Genomic DNA, 18,384 nt, shown 5'->3' with positions numbered 1-18,384 from the left:
GGCTCACGCCGTGATGGACTGCAGGGCGTTGATGACGGTCTGACGCACGGCCGCGGGGAGCGCCGCGGTGAGGGAGTTGATGCGGGTGACGACCGCGTCGTGGGCCTGGTGCGCGACCGCGAGACCGTCGGCGGTCAGCTCGATGCGGCAGGCGCGGCGGTCGCCGGGGCTCGGGATGCGGGCGACCAGGGAACGGCGCTCCAGGCGGTCGACCATGCTGGTGAGGCTGGAGCGCTCGATGCTCAGGATGCCGCTGAGCTCGGTCATGCCGAGCGGGCCGGAGATCAGCACACAGAGCAGATGCGCCTGCTGCGGGGTGAGGCCGAGCGGGCGGCTGGTCTCGGCGTGCAGGTCCTGCAACCGGTGCATGGTCTGCACCAGCGCGCTCGCGAGATCGGTGTCCCGGGCAGCGGTCGTCGTCACCATGCACTCCATGATAGTCCGCTGAACTAATAGTTTGCGGTTCTAAGTTTCCGTGCTACAACTAGTTAGAACAGCGAACTACTTGAAGGAGTCGATATGAGCGTGCGGTTCGGATACGGCTCGCCGGACTCGGTGCGCGAGGTGGCCGCGATCGTGCGGCTCGCGCAGCGGGCGGACGCCGACGGCCTCGACCACGTCAGCCTCGCCGACCACCCGTACGTCCCGGACATGCTCGACGGGTACGCGGCGATCGCCTTCCTGCTCGGCCGGACCGAACGGCTGTCGGCCTTCGTGAACGTGACGAACCTGCCGCTGCGGCCCGCCCCGGTGCTCGCCCGGACCGCGACCTCACTGTCGGCGCTGTCCGGCGGGCGGTTCGTGCTCGGCCTCGGGGCCGGTGGCGCGTGGGACCGGATCACCACGATGGGCGTGCCGGAGCTCCGCCCGGCCGCGGCGGTCGAGGCCTTCGAGGAGGCGATGCAGCTCGTACGTTCGCTGTCCGACGGTGGTACGCCGGCGCCGACCAAGCACTACCCGATCGGAGCGCTCCGCCCCGCCCCCGTACCGGCACCGTTGATCTGGACCGGCTCGAACGGACCGAAGTCGCTCGCCGCCACCGGCCGGCAGGCCGACGGCTGGATCCCGGGCCACGCCGCCGACTGGCTCAGCGACCGGTACCGGTGGTCCCGGCCGATCATCGACGAGGCGGCGCTCGCGGTCGGCCGCAAACCGTCCGACATCGGTACCATCTACAACTTCCCCGGCACGATCACCGCGGACCCGCTGCGCCGCACGCGCGACGACGAGGGCCGCTGGATCGGTGGCTCTCCGGCGCAATGGATCGAGGAGCTCACCGGTGCGGTCATCGACCACAACGCCACCGGCTTCACGCTCTTCCCGCGCGGCGCCGAATCGTTTGAAGTACAACTCTCCCGCTGGTCGGAGGAGATCGCCCCCGCCGTCCGCGCCGCCGTCAGCTAGTTGCCCCGCGATCGCGCTAACGACAGGAGGTAGTCCACCACGGCTGGCCGCCGCCCGCGTGAGCGCCTCGGCAAGGACCGCTCTGAGTCGACTACCTCCTGTCGTTAGCGCGACAAGAACTTGAGAACCTGTTCCAGGTCCGGATGTTCGGTGGTGTCCAGGGTGAGGGTGGGAACGGGCAGATCCACCGGCTGGAAGGCGTTGTGGGTCCGCATCCGTGCCTCCGGGCTGATCTGGTTGTCCTCGTGCGCCGCCCGTCGCGGGTCCGAACCGGTCCGGTTGGTGATCCGCTCGAGCGCGACCTCCGCCGGGACCGTGCAGTGCACGATCCGCAGTTCCGCGCGGGTGAGCAATGGGCTCAGGCCGGGCGTCCACAGCCGGTCCTGGAACGCTGCCTCGGCAACAACCGTCGTACCGCGACCGATCAGCAGACCGATCACGTCGAAGAACGTCGACAGGGTCCGCATCGTCAGCGGATCACCGGGGCCCGGCACGAACCCTGGGGTCGCGTGCGCCATGCCTTCCTTGATCTCGTCCCGGCAGATCGCCGGGCAGCCGATCGCGGTGGCGATCCGGTGCGCCAGCGTCGTCTTCCCGGTCCCGGGCGGACCACTGACCACGACCAGCATGGGTTTCGAATGCACTCGCCGTACCTTAGCCCTGACCGCGGGTGCCCGGTGTAAAGCGCGTGTCAGGAACTGTCGGTGGGGCCGCCTAGCGTGGTGCTGGTGACGACGTATTCGGCGGTCCGGACGACAGGCATCTACTGCCGGCCGGGGTGCGGCGCGAAGCCGCTTGCGGAGAACGTGAGCACCTTCGAGCTGCCCGCCGCGGCCGAGGCCGCCGGGTATCGCGCCTGCCTGCGTTGCCGTCCGTACCGGGTTGCCGGCACGGTCGCGGACGAGGCGCCCGAGCTGGTCTGCCGCGCGGTGCAGTTGATCATCAGCGGGCTGCTGGACGAGTCGGGGGAGGAGGCGCTCGGTGCGCGGCTCGGGATGTCGGCGCGGCATCTGCGGCGGATGTTCCACGAGCACCTCGGCGTGACGCCCGATCAGTTCGCGCGGTCGCGGCGGGCGCACTTCGCGCGCCGGCTGCTCGATGACAGCGACCTCGGGATCGCGGAGATCGCGTTCGCGTCCGGCTTCGGGAGTCTGCGGCAGTTCAACCGGGCGATGCGGGAGATCTTCCGGGCGTCGCCGCGTGAGCTGCGCGATCGGCGGCGGCGCGGCGACCGGCTCGCCGCGGACGGGGGCCTGGTGCTGCGGTTGCCGTTCACACCGCCGTACGACTGGGAGGCGATGTGCGCGTTCCTCGGGGAGCGGGCGATTCCTGGGGTGGAGTCGGTCGTCGACGGTGTGTACCGGCGGACGATCTCGCTCGACGGTGCGCCGGGGATGCTGGAGATCGGCGCGGGCGGGGACGACTACCTGTTGCTGCGAGCGCATCTGCCGTACTGGGAGGGCGTGATTCATGTGGTGGATCGCGCCGCGCGATTGGTGGGGCTGGACTGCGAGCCGGTGCGCGCTCGTGCTGAGTTGTCGGCGGATCCTGTGGTCGGCCCGTTGGTGGCCGCGCGGCCGGGGGTTCGGGTTCCTGGTGCGTGGGGGCCGTTCGAGGTTGCCGTCCAGATCGTTGTCCGGGATCGGCTGCCGGCCGCGGATGCGGCGGAGGCGTTGCGCAAGATCGTCGAGGTGTACGGCGTACCGGTGCCGGGCCTCGGCCATGGTCTGACCCACCTATTCCCGGGTCCAGAGGCGCTGACCGAGGCCGAGCTGGTCGCCCCGCTGGCCCGAGAAGTTGCCAGCGGCAACATTGCGCTCGAGGTCGGGGCCGATGCAGACGCGTTGATCCGCGCACTGGAGCCGGTCGCGAGCGCCAGGGCCGCGCAAGAAGTCGCCCTCCGCCTCGGAGCCCCCAACGCCTGGCCCCTCAACACCCCTACCCCCCGCCCACCCTCCTACCGCTCCCTAGCCGCCACCCACCATCTCCTAAACCCCACCCCCTAACCCATCTGCCGTGGATGCATCCCACCACCTCCTGACCCACCTGCTCGCGGTGGTGCCTCCCCGTCACCCACCACCTCCTAGCCCACCCGCGGCTTGCGGGCACCACCCGCCTAGCCCGCCCTGCCTCCGCAGGAACTGCTCCTGGTGTGTTCAGGCGGTGGTGAGGGCCTTGTAGGTGCCGGTGGTCAGGAGTTCCTTGGCGGCAGTGGCGGCCAGAGCGTAGGCCGCGGTGGTGATCGCCGGACCGACGCTGATGCGTGCCACGCCCAGCTCGGCGAGCTCGCCGACGGACGGCGCGCCCGGGCCGACCATCACGTTGAGCGGCAGGGGTGACGCCGTCACCAGTTCGCCGATCGTCGGTCCGTCGACCACGCCGGGTACGAACAACACATCCGCGCCCGCGTCCGCGTAGACCTTCGCCCGCTCGATCGTCCCGGTCCGATCGCCGAACAGGTACGTGTCGGTGCGCGCGTTGATCACCAGATCGATGCCCAAAGCAACCGCCGCCGCACGCGCCGCCCTGATCCGTTCCGCGTGCACGAGCGGGTCGTCGAGCACTCGCCCAGTACTGTCCTCGAGATTGATCCCGACCGCGCCCGCCTCGATCGCCTCGGTGACAGTGCGCGTCACGTCGCCGTACCCCGCTTCGATGTCGGCACTGACCGGGATCGACACCGCCGCGCACACCGCACGGATCGTCGCGATCGCGGCCGCTCGGTCCAGCCCGCCGGCATCGTCGACTCCGTACGCCCATGCGACGCCCGCACTCGTCGTCGCGATCGCCGACGCGCCGGCCTCCTCGATCGCCCGCGCCGAGCCGGCGTCCCACGCATTCGGCAACACCAACGGCGGCTGCCCGTGCAGCTCGCGCAGCCGCGCCGCCAACTCGTTCTGCGCGTTCACAGGCTGACCAGGAGTTCGTGGTCGAGTTCGACGAACTCCACAATCAGGTCGGCGAAGCGGCCCGCGATCAGTTCCTTGTACGCCGCCGACCCGGTGTGCGTGTCGTACGCCGCCTGGTCCGCGAAGTGCTCGACGAACAACAGGTAGTCGGGCTTCGCCGGGTCGCGGTACACCCGGAACGACAGCGTGCCTGCCTCGGTCGCCGGCCCACGCGGCGCGAACTCCTGCACGATCGCCTCGGCGGCGGCCTGGTTGCCGTCCTTCAGCTTGATCGGAAACACCTTTGCCAGCATGGCAATCCTCCTCGGTCTCGAACTACGTCAAGGTTCGCCGCCGGCCGGCGCCCGGTCTGGCCATATTCGGTCATGTACGTCTGCTCATATCGCGAGATAATATGTCTCATTTATCAAGATTTTGGGTTAGCGTGGAGACTGATGGCGAGGGCAAAGGAGCCTGAGATGAACAACGTTTACACGCACGGCCACCACGAATCGGTCCTGCGGTCGCACAGTTGGCGGACCGCGGAGAACTCGGCCGGCTATCTGCTTCCGCACCTGCGGCCCGGGATGGCGCTGCTCGACGTCGGTGCCGGCCCCGGCACCATCACCGCCGATCTCGCGCGCTTGGTCGCGCCTGGCCGGACGACCGCGCTCGAGGCGAACGACGCGGCGCTCGACATCACCCGGAAGGCGTTCGAGGGGGTCGAGGCCGACGTGGAGTTCGTCGTCGGCGACGTGCATGCACTCGATCTCCCGGACGACACGTACGACGTGGTCCATGCTCATCAGGTTCTGCAGCACGTGGCCGATCCCGTGCAGGCGATGCGCGAGATGCGCCGCGTCTGCAAGCCCGGCGGCATCGTCGCGGTCCGTGACTCCGACTATCACGGCTTCGTCTGGTACCCGGTGCTGCCCGAGCTCGACGAGTGGATGGACCTCTACCAAACCATGGCGCGCGCGAACAGCGGTGAGCCGGACGCGGGCCGACGCCTGCTGTCGTGGGCGCACGCGGCAGGCTTCGAGCGCGTGGACGCGACCACGTCCACCTGGGCGTTCACGAATCCGGAGGACCGTGCGTTCTGGGGCGGGATGTGGGCCGACCGGATCCTGAAGTCCGCGCTCTCGGATCAGGCGCGCGCGGCCGGCGTACCAGAGGAGAGACTCGCCGCGATCTCAGCGGCCTGGCAGGCCTGGACGGCCGATCCCGACGGCTGGATCTCGATCCTCCACGGCGAACTACTGTGCACCGCGTGAGCGCTGCCGCGAGATCTCGTACAGCACCGCGGTTGCGGCGTTCGCGGCGTTGAGCGAGCTGGCCGAGCCGGTGATCGGGATCCGGACGAGGTGGTCGGCCGCTTCCTTCCAGGCTGTACTGAGGCCGGCGGTCTCGTTGCCGATCAGCAGCAGGACCGGCTGCGTGAAGTCGAAGTCGTAGACGTCCGTCGTCCCGTGCTCGTCGGTGCCGACGACAACGACCGGGCGCTGCCGGACCCAGTCGAGGACCTCGCGGTGCGAGGGCGCGCGGACGGCGGGAACCGCGAACAGCGATCCCGTCGTCGCGCGCACCGCCTTCGGGTCGTACACGTCCGCGGCGTGCCCGGTGACGATCACGCCGTCGGCGCCGAACGCGTCGGCGGACCGGATCACCGACCCGATGTTCCCGGGGCCGGTCGGCCGGTCGAACACCACGCCCAGGAAGTCCGGCCCGACCGGGATCCTGCTGAGATCGTCGGGCGGCAATTCCAGTACCGCGATCAGCTCGGGCTCCTCCTTCTCGCCGAGCTCGGCGAGCAGGTCCGGCGCCATCGCGACGCGCTCGACCTGGGGCAGTCGCTGGAGCAGCTCCGAAGCCCAGCGGGACAACGGCCGGGACGCATCGTAGATCACCGAGCGCACCGGCCAGCCGTTGTCGACGGCAACCGAAATCGGCCGTACGCCCTGGACCAGGAACTCGCCGGACCGCTGCCGTTTGGTCCGGTTGGTCAGTGACGCCTGCCAAACCTGGAACCGGGCGTTCCGCGACGAGATCCGCTGCACGCCCTCACCCTACGCGGCGCGCGCCCACGACTCGACTTGCTCAGGCGGGTGGTGCCGTGGACTCCCGGACGATCAGCTCCGGGCGGAACAGCAGGGACTGGCCCTGCGTCGGTCCGGAGTCGTCCAGCCGCGACCGGAGCTGCGCGAACGCGGCCGCGGCCATCTCCTTCATCGGCTGCCGGACAGTGGTCAACGTCGGCGCGTACAGATCCGCGAGCACGATGTCGTCGAACCCGACCACCGACACGTCCTTGCCCACCTCGAGCCCGCCGTCCCGCAGTCCGCGGCAGACGCCGAGCGCGCACATGTCGTTGATCGCGACGATCCCGGTCGGCGGATCCTCCAGCGCGAGCAACTCGGCCGCGGCGGCACGCCCCAGCTCGGATGCCTCAACGTCACCGAAATCGTCGGCGTCGCCCTTGACCGGCGCGCGGACCGACGTCTTGGGATCGATCCCGACCCGTTCGAGTGCGGCGGTGAACCCGCGGTACCGCTCCGCGCGGTTCACGCTCGCCAGCGCCCCGGACACGAACGCCAGCCGGCGGTGCCCGAGGTCGGTGAGATGTTGCGTGGCGAGCTGGCTGCCGATCGAGTTGTCGACGCTGATGCTGACCAGCGATGCCGGGTCGCCCGCCTGCGACGTACGGTCGAACGCCACCAACTGCAGGCCGCGTTCCACCAGCGGCATCACGTGTTCCAGTGACGGTAGCGACGAGCACAGTACGACGCCGTGCACGCCGTCGGCCCACAACTCGTCGACGTAGTCGCGCTCGCGGCGCGGATCGCGCTCGGAGTTGCAGAGCAGGACGTGGTATCCCTCGGCCAGGGCCGCGGACTCCAGGTAGCGCGCGAGCGCGCCCCAGAACGGGTTGCCGACCGACGGCACCACGAGCCCGATCGTGGTGGTGCGGCCGGTGCGCAACTGCCGGGCGGCGCGGTTCGGCCGGTAGCCGAGCTTGTCGATTGCGCGCTCGATCCGCTGCCGGGTCTCCGGGAGCATCCGGTGGTTGCGCCCGTTGAGCAGGTTCGACACCGTGCTCGGCGAGACGCCCGCCTCGGTCGCGACCTGCTGGATCGTCGCCTCACCAGTTCTCAATTCACCGCCCACCCGCGCATTCTGTCACCCCGTTGTGTTGCCGTCTCGCAGTGCAACGATGCAACACCGATCGCCGAAAGTCCAGTCAAGTTTGCTCGGCGCCCACCTCTTGACTCTGGACGAAGTCCCTTCCTAGCATGCGGTGCATCGTTGCACCGGCCGCGCACCAGCGGCGTCGCTCCGGCTGGTAGATCGTTGCACCACTCCTCTTCCGCAGCACCACGAAAGGCGCGCCATGGAGTACACCCGCAGATCAGTCCTGACGGCCCTGGGGCTCGGCGCGGTCGCCGCCGCCACCGGGTGCTCCGCATCGTCCGGCGACACCGGCCAGGCGGCCGCGGACGGACCCGCCGAAGGCGAGATCACGCTGCTCACCCCGCTGTTCGAGGGCAGTACCGGCAAGCAGTTGCTGGAGGGCAAGCTGCTGCCGGCGTTCAAGCAGAAGAACCCCAACGTCACCGTCAAGGTCGACTACACGAACTACGGCGCGCTGAACGAGAAGCTCACCACCAGCCTGGCCGGCGGCCTGATGCCGGACGTGGTGATGCTCGGCGTCGGATGGATCCCGCCGTTCGCGCACAAGAAGGTGCTCGCGCCGCTGCCGGACGACCTGGCCAAGCGGTACGACTACGAGGACCGCGTGCTCGAGCCCTCCCGGTTCGACGGCAAGCTGTACGCGCTGCCGATGGTGCTGGACACCCGGATCGTCACGTACCGCAAGGACCTGTTCGCCGAGGCCGGCATCAAGGCGCCGCCGAAGGACTGGGCAGAGCTGCGCGAGATGTCCAAGGAGCTGGCTCGCAAGGACAGCTCCGGCAAGCTCACCCGGGTCGGGTTCGACCCGTTCTCGATCGACCTCCGGCAGTGCTGGGAGACGTTCCTGTTCGCCAACGACGGGAACATGTTCGACGAGTCCGGGCAGCAGGTGAAGTTCAACGACGACCGCGGGATCGAGGCGCTGCAGCTGTTCCTGGACGTGATCAGCGACAAGTCCGCCGACTACACGTTCAAGTCGTCGGCCGGTCAGCCGAGCACGCTGCAGCAGGGACGCGCCGCGATGATGATGGCGAACAACTCGCTCTGGGTGCAGCTCGAGCAGCAGTCGCCGGAGTTGCTGAAGCAGGACAAGGTCGGCGCGTTCATCCTGGCCAACAAGGTGCCCGCGATGCTGCAGGGCGGCACGATGGTGTCCCGCTCGGCGTCGACCAAGCACGCCGCCGCGGCGCAGGCGCTGGTCGAGTTCATGGGGACGCCGGAATCGATCCTGCCGACCGCGCAGCAGCGCGGCTCGGTGCCGGGCGTCCAGGACCTGCGGACCTCGGACTACGTCAAGGAAAACGGTTTCGTGAAGCTTGCCCTGGACAACATGAGCAAGGCACGTTCCGAGGGCGGCACCCCGGCCTGGATGGAGATCCGGGAGAAGATCAAGACCACCCTGGAGACCGCGGTGGTCGGCAAGCGGACCGCCAAGGAAGCGATCGACGAGCTGGCGAACCTGAGCAAGGAAGCGATCTCGCGGCTGTGAGCGAAACCATCGTCCCGACCGAACGCCGGCGTCCGCACGCCCGGAACCGGGTGCGCGCGGCCGCGCCCGGTCCGGCGTCGCCGGCTCCGCACCGAAACCGTTTGCTGCGCAGCCGCCGGCGGGCCGGCCTGCTGATGGTCGCGCCCGCGCTGCTGCACGCACTGATCTGGATCGGCATTCCGCTGGTCGCCGCGGTGGTGCTGAGCTTCACCTCGTACGACGTGCTCACGCCACCGCGCTTCGCCGGCCTGCAGAACTTCCGCGACCTCTGGTCCGACAACGTTTTCCGGCGCGCGGTACTGAACACCAGCATCTACACGTTCTTCACCGTCCCGGTGGCGATGGGGATCGCGCTGCTGATCGCGCTGATGCTGAACACCCGGCTGGCCGGGCGCGCGATCTTCCGGACCGCGATCTTCATTCCGCAGGTGACCGCGACGATCGCCGTGGCGCTGGTGTGGCTGTGGATCTACGACCCGCGCAGCGGCCTGGCCAACGCCGTGCTGTCGTTCCTCGGGCTGGACGGCCCGGCCTGGCTGTCGTCGACGGACTGGGCGATGCCGGCGGTGATCGTGGTCGGCATCTGGCAAGGGATCGGCCTGAAGATGCTGATCTACTTGGCCGCGCTGCAAAGCCTGCCCACCGAGCTGTACGAGGCGGCCGCGGTCGACGGCGCGTCCAAGGTCCGGCAGTTCTTCAGCCTGACCATCCCCTTGTTGCGGCCGGCAACGTTCTTCGTCTTCGTCACCTCGGTGATCGGGGCGTTCCAGTCCTTCGACCAGGTGTACATCCTGACCGACGGCGGGCCGGCGAACAGTACGACGATGATGACGTACGAGATCTACAAGTCCGCGTTCCGCGAGTTCCGGATGGGCTACGCGTGCGCGCAGAGCCTGGTGCTGTTCGCACTGCTGCTGTTCCTGACCCTGCTGAACCGGCGGATCACGGGAGGCGACCGTGGCACCCGTTGACACCGCTGGGCGGGCCCGGGCCGGCCGGCTCGCGCTCTACTTGACCCTGGCCGCGATCTCGCTGGTGATGATCGTGCCGTTCGTCTGGATGCTGCTGACCTCGGTGAAGACGCCGGGCGACATCGCCGCCGTACCGCCCCGGTTGCTGCCGACGCACTGGGCGTTCGGCAACTACGCGGACGCGTTGCGCGCGGCGCCGTTCGCGACGTACGCGCGGAACAGTTTCGTGATCGCCGTCAGCCACACGGTGCTGAACGTGGTGATCGCGTCGATGGCCGGGTACGCACTGGCGCGGTTGCGGTTCCGGGGGAGTTCGCTGATCTTCCTCGGGTTCGTCGGCGCGCTGATGATCCCGACGTACACGAAGATCCTGCCGGAGTTCCTGATCGTGCGGTTCATGCCGCTGTTCGGCGGGAACGACATCACCGGGCAGGGCGGCACCGGCTGGCTGGACACCTGGTGGGCGCTGATCATCCCGGGCGCGGTCAGTCCGTTCTCGGTGTTCCTGTTCCGGCAGTTCTACCTGGACCTGCCGGTGGAGCTCGAGGAGGCGGCCCGGCTGGACGGCCTCGGCGAGCTCGGGATCTACGCGCGGATCATGACGCCGTTGGTGAAGCCCGCGTTCATCACCGTCGCGCTGCTCACCTTCGAGGGGTCGTGGAACAACTTCCTCTGGCCGCTGCTGGTGACCAAGAGCGACAGCCTGCGGGTGATCCAGGTCGGGTTGTCGGTGTTCCGCACCGAGAACGACACCCAGTGGGCGTTCCTGATGGCCGGAACCACGCTGGCCACCGTGCCGATGGTGGTGCTGTTCCTGATCGGGCAGCGCTACTTCGTCCAAGGTTTCGCGACCGCGGGCATCAAATGACACTGATCGAAGGAGAGCTGGATATGGAACTGCAGGGGACGCGCGCACTGGTCACCGGAGCCGGGCACGGTATCGGCCGTGGGATCGCGCTCGGGCTGGCCGCGGCCGGGGCGGATGTGGTGGTGCACTACGGCACCTCCGCCGACGCCGCGGCGCAGACCGTCGCCGACATCGAGGCGCTCGGCCGGAAAGCGATTTCGGTCGGTGCCGACGTGACGAGTACGGCGGACGTGAACCGGCTGCTCGACGAAACCATCGGTTTCCTCGGCGGTCTCGACGTGCTCGTCTGCAACGCCGGCCACCTGATCGGCCGGGTCAAGGTCGAGGAGATGTCCGACGAGCACTTCCAGCAGGTCGTCGACGTCAACCTGGGTGCGACGTTCCGCACCACACGGGCCGCGATCCCGCACCTGGCGCAGTCCGCGAACCCGCGGATCGTCACGATGGCCTCGCTCGCCGGGCACAACGGCGGCGGGCCGGGGTCGGTGGTCTACGCCGCGGCGAAGGCCGGGATCCGCGGCTTCACCAAGGGCCTGGCGAAGGAGCTCGGCCCGCGCGGCATCACGGTGAACTCGGTCGCGCCCGGCTACATCGCCGACACCGCGTTCCATAACACGTTTTCCACTGAGCAGGCGCAGGCCGCCATGGTGGCCGGTACGCCGATCGGCCGCCCCGGCCAGGTGGAGGATGTCGCGAACGCGGTCCGTTTCCTCGCCTTGCCGGCGTCGGGCTACCTGACCGGCATCACCATCGACATCGACGGTGGCACGTGGCCCCGATGAATCCGCCGACCGAACGCGGCGGCTGGTGGCACGAGTACGTCTGCCCGGCGCACGGTGTCGAGCTGACGCCGGCCGGATTCGATTCCGGAAACTTTCCGGCCGGTGGCGTTCCGTGTCCGTACGGTTGCCGCGTCGACACCCCCGCGGTACGCGGCGCATGGACCGTACTCGCACACCACTTCTGGGCCCGGCGGATCCGGTTGCTGTCGTACGACGGAGGCGGGGCGGAGTTGCTCTCGTCGTACGCGCGGCTGTATTCGGAGCTGACCAAGGCGGGGGAGCACGAGCAGGCGCAGGGCTGGATGCAGCGCGGCCGGCTCTTCCACCAGGCGCTCACCGATGCGGTGTGGGGCGTGCCGATCGCGCACTCGATCCTGAACCTGGCGGGACGAGCGCCGCTCGACGAGACCCTGCCGATGCTCGACGACATGGTCGCCGGGGCGCGGCGGGCGCGCGACGCGATGGTTGCCCAGGACAAGTTCTCGTCGAACTACACGGCCTGGTTCAACGCCCTCGGTACGACGGCGAGCCAGGCAGCGGCCGCCGTCCGCGGCGAGGAGTGGGACGCGGCGGGTGAGTGGCTGACCGGGGAGTACGGCCAGTTCGCGCACTTGCAGGTGGCGACCGGCGAGGACGGCTGGGAGTGGGAGGGCAGCACGTACTACCACGGGTTCGTTCTGCGCGCGTACCTGCTGAGCCTGCGTGGGCACGACCCGGCCGCGGTACCCGATCGGCTGGAGGCGATGCTAGCGGCGCTCGCCGGCATCGCGACCGACGGCGGGATCCTTCCGGCGCTGCACGACGGTCCGTACCGGCGGGTGCCGCTGGCGCTCGAGTGGCTCGAGATCGCGGCTCTCGCCCGCCAGTTCACGTCGACGGTCGATCTGTCCGCCGTCGCAGCGCATGCTCGCGCCGAGGTTGGTCAGGAGTACGACGGGCTGGAGGACAGGTTCGAGGGCTGGTTCAGCGGACCTCCACGGACCGGCGCCGCACCAGCTCGGGACTTCACCTCGTGCTACGCGGTCGTCCGTACGGCCGGTATCCACGCCGTTCTCGATCATGGACCGCACGGCGGGTCGCACGGGCATCACGACAAGCTCGCGCTCTACCTGTACGGCGCGAAGACGCCCTGGCAGCCTGATCCCGGCCAGGTCCCGTACGGGCATGCGCAATGGCGAGCGCACTACAAGTCCGTTGTCTCCCACCCGACCATCCGCATCGACGGCCTCGAACCGGCCGAGGCGACGGGCGAGGTCACCCACGACGACAGGTCGGTGACCGCGACGGTTGACGGCTGGTACGGCGGCGTCCGCGCCACGCGGCAGCTGATTGCCGCAGACAACTACCTGTTGGACATCGTCCGCGTGACAGCTGATCGGGAGCGCGAGATCGTCCTCCAGTTCCGTCCCGACGTGGACCTCACCGTCGAGGTCGGCCCGCGGGCTACTCGTACCACGTGGGTCGGTGACGAGAAGCTGTACGGCTACCACCGCGGCGACGGCGTACCGGTGACTCGGCCCGGCCCTGGGCCCGCTGATGACCCGCAGCGGACGCGGACCTGGATCGATTGGACGGTGACCGGTACGGAGGCCACCTTCTGCACGGTCTACTCGACCACTCCGATCGATGACGAGCTCGCCGAGGTGATCACCAATGTATGAGCAGCGCATCGACGTACTGCGTGCCGGTCTCGACGGGCGGTACGCCGCGCAGTGGCGGCGGCTGCGCGAGCAGTGCGACTGGTACCGGACGCAGACGCCGCCGGTCGAACACCCGTCGGCGAGCATCACGTACTTCGGGCCTGCCGCCGCGAACCTCGCGCTCGCGTACCGGCTGACCGGCAACGAGGGGTACCGCGCCGAAGCCGCGCGCTGGATCTCGGCCGCGATCGGGTTCCCGCACTGGGGCAAGGCGCATCTGCCGGACCACGACCTCGACGCCGGCTGGTTGCTGCACGGCCTGTCGCTCGCGTCGACGTGGCTCGGTGACGACTTCGAGCTCGCGGACGAGCTGCGCGCCAAGCTCGAGCTGCAGGGCTCGCGGCTGTACAAGTTCGCTGTCGAGACCGAGGGCACTTGGTGGAGCTCGTCGTACTGGCAGAACCACAACTGGATCTGCTACACCGGCTTGGCCGCGGCCGGGTACGCGCTGGGCCGGACCGAGTGGACCGATCGGGCCCGGACGAACTTCGAGACCGTGATCGGCCTGCTGCCGGCGGACGGCTCCGACATGGAGGGCGTCGTCTACTGGCGGTACGGCGTGCCGTGGCTGGCGACGTACCTGGATCTGCTGCAGGACCAGGAAGCTCTCGACTGGTGGGACCGCTGCCCGTTCCTCGCGAACACGTTTTCCTACCGGCTGCAGCAGTGCGCGCCGGGGTTCGAGGAGAACATCGACCACGGCGACTGCCACGACCGGCGCAGCGGGCACAGCGTCGCCCTGTACCGGAAACTCGCGGCCGCGTACCGGATCGGCGAGGCGCAGTGGCTCGCCGATCTGGTTTCCGGGCATTTCTTCTGGCGCGAGGCGTACGCGAGTGGCGTGAAGCCGGGCGTGATGCCGGAGGCGTACCTCGAGCTGCTCTGGTACGACGACACGCTGCCGCCGGTCGACCCGGCGAAGAGCGCACCGCTGTCGGCGTACTTTCCGGACCTCGGGCTCGTCACGGCGCGGACCGGATGGGACGACGAGGCAACGATGGTGTCGTTCAAGGCTGCCCCAGGTGGCGGACATCAGGCGTGGGAGACGTCGCACCAGTTGGATCGCGAACGCGGCTGGGACACGCTGAGCGCGGGCCATCACCATCCCGACTCAGGGTCGTTCGTGCTGACGTCGCGGGGTGCGTTCCTCGCGGTCGACGAGGGGTACAGCAACCGGAAGCGCGCGGGCGATCACAACTTGATCCTGGTGGACGGCCTCGGGTACGCCGACGAGGACCGGTACCACGTCTACAAGGGGATCCCGTACGAGCGGCAGGCGCGGATGGTCGACGTACTCGCCGCCGACGGGATGGCGCACGCGACTGCCCAGCTCGCCGCGATGTACCCGCCGGAACTGGGGATCACGCGCCTCGACCGGACGCTCGTCTTCACCCCCGCGGGGCGGATCGTGCTGCTGGACCGATGTGCCGCGGACTCGCCGCGGGACTGGACTCTGCTGCTGCACGCCGACTGGCCGATCGAGTACGGCGACGAGATCGCGCTGCGCTCCGGATCCGCGCAGGCGTGGGTCCGGTTGCACACACCGCTCGACGTCGAGGCTGCCGTGACCGAGGTGGAGGCGAACCCGACGTCGAGCACGCCGAGCCTCAAACTGACCCGCACTATGCACACCCTCCGCGCCACCGCCCGCCAGTCCCGGGCCGTCACGCTGCTGACCACGATCGAGCCGACGTCGTCACTGCACCCGTCACCACCCACCGCCCGCCGACTGGAAGTCGCCCACGGGTACGGCATCGCGTTCGAGGGCGAAACCGTGCTGCTGGCCGGCGACGACGGGCTGGTGGCGGATCCCCAGGCCATCAGAACTGACGGCCCGGCGACCGCCGGAGCGGGCGACCACCCGGGCCCGGCCAATTGTGATGGCCTGCGGCTCCGAGCCATCCTCCAAACCCCCAACCGCCACATCACCGTCCCCCCGGACCTGCCCCGATGACCGCCGCGTCCGTGGTAACCAAGGACTCCGCTTCAGCCGGATCCCCTGCGGCAGGCGCGGGGTTGGGGCGGCGGGCTCTTGATCTGCTCGGGTGGATCGCCAGTCCTGCGATGGCGGGGGCCGCGTTCACGATCCTCTGTCTGGGGATCGTCACCTGGCTGCCCGCGCTCGCCGCCGTCGGGTTCGCCCTCCACCGCTGGCGCACTGACGGCGACACTCGCTGCTTCACCGGCGTCTTCACTGGATGGCGCACCTACTGGCGCCCGCTCCTCCCGCACTCCATCCTGATGACGATCGCCGTACTTATTGCCATCAGCAACCTGTCGTTCCTCGCCGCGCACTCCGGCCCGCTCGTCGTGACGTTGTTCATGATCCACATCGGACTACTCGCCGCCGCGGTCACCTACCACCTCGCACTCGCCGTCGCGGCCGGCCGGAAACCCTCCGATTCCGCCGCCGACTGGCGCCGCTCAGCGTTCCGTCTGGCCTTCACCTCGGTTCCCCGCGGCACCGCAATCCTCGGTGCCGCCATCACCGCACCCGTCTTCTCCCTCGTCGTTCCCGCAGGCCCGCTTCTCCTAGGCACCACAGTTCCGGTTCTGGTCGGCCTGCTCGTCGCCGACCGCGCATAGGCCAGGTCAGATGATTCAGCGCCTACTGCGGGGCACTCGGCACGGTGAGCTACCGCACCGAGCGCCTCCTCGCCACGGCGTGGAATTGGGAGACGCGCCCTAGTCCGTTCTTGACCGCCCTATCAGGAGGACCACCATGTCCAGAGCCGTTCCGATCCTGCTCCTCGGCGCCGCGTTGGTGCTGCCCGCAGTGCCGGCCCACGCCGCGACCGACTACTTCGTGTCCCCGTCCGGCAGCGACGCGAGCTCCGGTACGTCGTCGAGCACGCCGTTCGCGACCATCCAGAAGGCCCTCGACACCGCCCCGCGGGGCGCGACCGTACACCTTGCCTCGGGCACCTATCTCCAGGATGCGGTGACGGTGCGCTCCGGCGTCACGATCACCGGTCCGTCGAACGCGATCGTGAAGGGCGCGGGGAACTCGCGGATCTTCCAGGTCCAGCACGACGGCGTCACACTGGACGGGTTCACGATCGACGGACTGTTCGGGTCGGCGTCCAGCAAGGACGGGTACCGCGACAAGCTCGTGTACGTGATGAGCACCTCGCCCGGTGACGGTGTCGGCACGCTCACGATGCGGAACCTGCGGCTGAAGAACGCCGGCGGCGAGTGTGTGCGGCTGCGATACCTGATCACGAATGCCGACGTCCACGACAACACCATCGGCCCGTGCGGTGTGTACGACTTCAAGTTCGACGACGGCGGGAAGAACGGCGAGGGGATCTACCTCGGCACCGCGCCGGAGCAGCAGGGTCAGAACGGCGCCCCGGACGACCAGCCCGACCGCAGCCGGAACAACCGCATCCACGACAACACGATCGCGACCTCCGGGAACGAGTGCGTGGACGTCAAGGAGAACTCGACGGAAAACGTTGTCGAGAACAACGACTGCAGCGCGCAGAAGGATCCCAGCTCCGGTGGTCTGGACGCGCGGGGCAGCGGAAACACTTTCCGCAACAACACGATCCACGACAATTCCGGCGCGGGGATTCGCCTCGGTGGTGACACGGAAACCGATGGGATCGACAACAACATCTACGGAAACACCATCACGGACAACGCGTCCGGTGGGATCAAGTTCATGCGCAGCCCGCAGGGTCAGGTCTGCGGGAACACCATGTCCGGAAACGCCGGCGGAGACTCGGTCGGAACCTTCGGCTCCGGCTTCACCCCGACAGCTGCCTGCTGATGGCGACGCCGTCCCGTCGCACCATTCTCCGAGGAACCGCCGCCGGTGCTGTGGGCGGTCTCGTCGGAACCACGACTCTGGGGGGACCGGCTGCCGCAACAGGCACGGGTGGCACGCGTCGCCGTTGGGTCACTAGCTGGGCGACCGCACAGACCGCACCAACGCCCACCGACCCGGACGCCTTCAACGGTTTCACCAGCACCACAATCCACCACACCCTCCACCTCTCCGCCGGAACAATCCCACTCGCTCTCGGCTCGGACGCGGGAGTGGGTGCGGGGTCGGGCTCGTGGCCGGGCGCCGGCGTGGTGGCGGGCTCCGGCTCTGGGGTGGGGTTGGGCGTCGGGCCGGCGGTGCGGTTGCGGTTTGCGAATCCGTTTGGTGTCTCGCCGGTTGTGCTCGGGCCGGTGGGTGTTGCATCCGGTCAGTCGGGAGGTGAGCGGCGGGTGCTGTTCGGGGGCGAATCGCAGGTGGTGCTCGCAGCGGGTGCGACGGTGGTGAGTGATCCGGTGGGGATCGCCGTGCCGGATGGTGGAGATCTCGCGGTGAGCATGCACCTGCCCGGGCCGACCGGACCGCTCAGCTTCCACCGGAACGTACATGCCACCGGATACATCGGTGACCGGCCGACGAACTCGGTCTTCCTGCTCACCGGCGTCGACGTACCGGCGAACGGACGCGCGTCGCTGGCCGTGCTCGGAGACTCGATCACCGAAGGTGTCGGAACGCCGGACAACGCGAACCTCCGCTGGCCCGACCAGTACGCCGCCCGGTTCCGTCGTCGCCCCGCGATCAGCAACCTCGGAATCAGCGGAAACCGTGTTCTGCTCGACGACGCGCGCTTCGGCCCGAGCGGGCAGTCCCGCTTCGACCGCGACGTACTCGCCGTGCCGAACCTCCGGACCCTGGTGGTCTTCCTCGGCATCAACGACATCCAGCAGCCGCCGAGCCAGACCAATCCGCAGCAGATCCTGGATGGTTACGAGCAGCTGGTACGACGAGCGCACGACCATGACCTCGAGGTGATCGGCGCGACCATCGGACCGTTCAAGGGCTGGATCCGCTACACCGCCGCCCTCGACCAGGTCCGCAACGATGTCAACGCGATACTCCGCCGCGGCCACCTGTTCGATCGCCTCCTCGACGTCGACGCCGCGCTCCGCGACCCGGCCGACCCCGCACAACTCCGCCCCACCTTCAACAGCGGCGACGGCCTACACCCCAACCCCACCGGCGCCCGAACAATCGCCGCGACCCTCTAACCTCACCGCCCCCTGTCCCGTCTCGTTCCCTCCGCGCCTGACCCCGCCGGTGAGTG

18 protein-coding genes are annotated in these 18,384 nt (G+C 69.0%); 12 read left to right on the top strand and 6 right to left on the bottom strand.

Annotated elements, in window-relative coordinates:
* Positions 1-3: 3 nt before the first annotated feature.
* The gene (locus ACGFI6_RS20085) at positions 4-426 is read right to left on the bottom strand and encodes a MarR family winged helix-turn-helix transcriptional regulator (protein ID WP_393120538.1); all 423 of its coding nucleotides are present in this window, start codon (positions 424-426) and stop codon (positions 4-6) included.
* Positions 427-519: 93 nt separating this feature from the next.
* On the opposite strand from ACGFI6_RS20085, the gene ACGFI6_RS20080 reads away from it, so the two are divergent.
* The gene (locus tag ACGFI6_RS20080; RefSeq protein ID WP_393120536.1) at positions 520-1,404 is read left to right on the top strand and encodes an LLM class flavin-dependent oxidoreductase; all 885 of its coding nucleotides are present in this window, start codon (positions 520-522) and stop codon (positions 1,402-1,404) included.
* A 104-nt stretch (positions 1,405-1,508) separates the two neighbouring features.
* Here ACGFI6_RS20080 and ACGFI6_RS20075 read toward each other — a convergent pair whose 3' ends face one another.
* Complete coding sequence (locus ACGFI6_RS20075; RefSeq protein ID WP_393120534.1) at positions 1,509-2,048, bottom strand: AAA family ATPase; 540 nt, start codon at positions 2,046-2,048, stop codon at positions 1,509-1,511.
* Positions 2,049-2,132: 84 nt separating this feature from the next.
* Between ACGFI6_RS20075 and ACGFI6_RS20070 the strand changes: the two genes are divergently transcribed.
* Complete coding sequence (locus tag ACGFI6_RS20070) at positions 2,133-3,410, top strand: AlkA N-terminal domain-containing protein (protein WP_393120532.1); 1,278 nt, start codon at positions 2,133-2,135, stop codon at positions 3,408-3,410.
* A 150-nt stretch (positions 3,411-3,560) separates the two neighbouring features.
* Here ACGFI6_RS20070 and ACGFI6_RS20065 read toward each other — a convergent pair whose 3' ends face one another.
* Together ACGFI6_RS20065 and ACGFI6_RS20060 are read right to left on the bottom strand one after the other, a co-directional pair.
* Complete coding sequence (locus ACGFI6_RS20065) at positions 3,561-4,313, bottom strand: isocitrate lyase/phosphoenolpyruvate mutase family protein (RefSeq protein ID WP_393120530.1); 753 nt, start codon at positions 4,311-4,313, stop codon at positions 3,561-3,563.
* The gene (locus ACGFI6_RS20060) at positions 4,310-4,606 is read right to left on the bottom strand and encodes a putative quinol monooxygenase (protein ID WP_393120528.1); all 297 of its coding nucleotides are present in this window, start codon (positions 4,604-4,606) and stop codon (positions 4,310-4,312) included. The genes ACGFI6_RS20065 and ACGFI6_RS20060 overlap by 4 nt, the downstream gene beginning before the upstream one ends.
* A 165-nt stretch (positions 4,607-4,771) precedes the next feature.
* Between ACGFI6_RS20060 and ACGFI6_RS20055 the strand changes: the two genes are divergently transcribed.
* Positions 4,772-5,566 (top strand): class I SAM-dependent methyltransferase, encoded by a 795-nt coding sequence (locus tag ACGFI6_RS20055; protein WP_393120526.1) that lies wholly within the window; start codon positions 4,772-4,774, stop codon positions 5,564-5,566.
* On the opposite strand, the gene ACGFI6_RS20050 is transcribed toward ACGFI6_RS20055, so the two are convergent.
* Positions 5,549-6,349, bottom strand: a complete 801-nt coding sequence (locus tag ACGFI6_RS20050) for a TrmH family RNA methyltransferase (protein WP_393120525.1) — start codon at positions 6,347-6,349, stop codon at positions 5,549-5,551. The two genes, ACGFI6_RS20055 and ACGFI6_RS20050, sit on opposite strands and share 18 nt — an antisense overlap.
* Positions 6,350-6,389: 40 nt before the next feature.
* A complete protein-coding gene (locus tag ACGFI6_RS20045; protein WP_393120523.1) occupies positions 6,390-7,457 on the bottom strand; it encodes a LacI family DNA-binding transcriptional regulator in 1,068 nt (355 codons plus the stop codon).
* Between the two features lie 223 nt (positions 7,458-7,680).
* On the opposite strand from ACGFI6_RS20045, the gene ACGFI6_RS20040 reads away from it, so the two are divergent.
* The 9 genes from ACGFI6_RS20040 (at position 7,681) to ACGFI6_RS20000 (ending at position 18,328) form a co-directional block, all read left to right on the top strand.
* Positions 7,681-8,970, top strand: a complete 1,290-nt coding sequence (locus ACGFI6_RS20040) for an ABC transporter substrate-binding protein (RefSeq protein WP_393120521.1) — start codon at positions 7,681-7,683, stop codon at positions 8,968-8,970.
* Entirely contained in the window at positions 8,967-9,941 is a 975-nt protein-coding gene (locus ACGFI6_RS20035; protein WP_393120519.1) for a carbohydrate ABC transporter permease, read from the top strand. The genes ACGFI6_RS20040 and ACGFI6_RS20035 overlap by 4 nt, the downstream gene beginning before the upstream one ends.
* The gene (locus ACGFI6_RS20030) at positions 9,928-10,809 is read left to right on the top strand and encodes a carbohydrate ABC transporter permease (protein WP_393120517.1); all 882 of its coding nucleotides are present in this window, start codon (positions 9,928-9,930) and stop codon (positions 10,807-10,809) included. Before ACGFI6_RS20035 ends, ACGFI6_RS20030 begins: the two co-directional genes overlap by 14 nt.
* A gap of 23 nt (positions 10,810-10,832) precedes the next feature.
* Positions 10,833-11,591 carry an SDR family NAD(P)-dependent oxidoreductase gene (locus ACGFI6_RS20025; RefSeq protein ID WP_393120515.1) on the top strand — a complete coding sequence of 253 codons (759 nt, stop codon included), beginning with the start codon at positions 10,833-10,835 and terminating at the stop codon, positions 11,589-11,591.
* Positions 11,588-13,252 carry a heparinase II/III family protein gene (locus ACGFI6_RS20020; protein WP_393120513.1) on the top strand — a complete coding sequence of 555 codons (1,665 nt, stop codon included), beginning with the start codon at positions 11,588-11,590 and terminating at the stop codon, positions 13,250-13,252. The genes ACGFI6_RS20025 and ACGFI6_RS20020 overlap by 4 nt, the downstream gene beginning before the upstream one ends.
* Positions 13,245-15,245, top strand: coding sequence for a hypothetical protein (locus ACGFI6_RS20015; protein WP_393120511.1), 2,001 nt, complete (start codon positions 13,245-13,247; stop codon positions 15,243-15,245). The genes ACGFI6_RS20020 and ACGFI6_RS20015 overlap by 8 nt, the downstream gene beginning before the upstream one ends.
* Positions 15,246-15,355: 110 nt before the next feature.
* Entirely contained in the window at positions 15,356-15,877 is a 522-nt protein-coding gene (locus ACGFI6_RS20010; RefSeq protein ID WP_393120509.1) for a DUF624 domain-containing protein, read from the top strand.
* Between the two features lie 136 nt (positions 15,878-16,013).
* Positions 16,014-17,066, top strand: a complete 1,053-nt coding sequence (locus ACGFI6_RS20005) for a nitrous oxide reductase family maturation protein NosD (RefSeq protein WP_393120507.1) — start codon at positions 16,014-16,016, stop codon at positions 17,064-17,066.
* Between the two features lie 446 nt (positions 17,067-17,512).
* Positions 17,513-18,328, top strand: a complete 816-nt coding sequence (locus ACGFI6_RS20000) for a GDSL-type esterase/lipase family protein (RefSeq protein WP_393120505.1) — start codon at positions 17,513-17,515, stop codon at positions 18,326-18,328.
* The last annotated feature ends 56 nt before the right edge of the window (positions 18,329-18,384 follow it).

Source organism: Kribbella sp. NPDC048928, assembly GCF_043197975.1.
Taxonomy (GTDB): Bacteria; Actinomycetota; Actinomycetes; order Propionibacteriales; family Kribbellaceae; genus Kribbella.
This window is presented reverse-complemented; position numbering and strand designations above follow the sequence as displayed.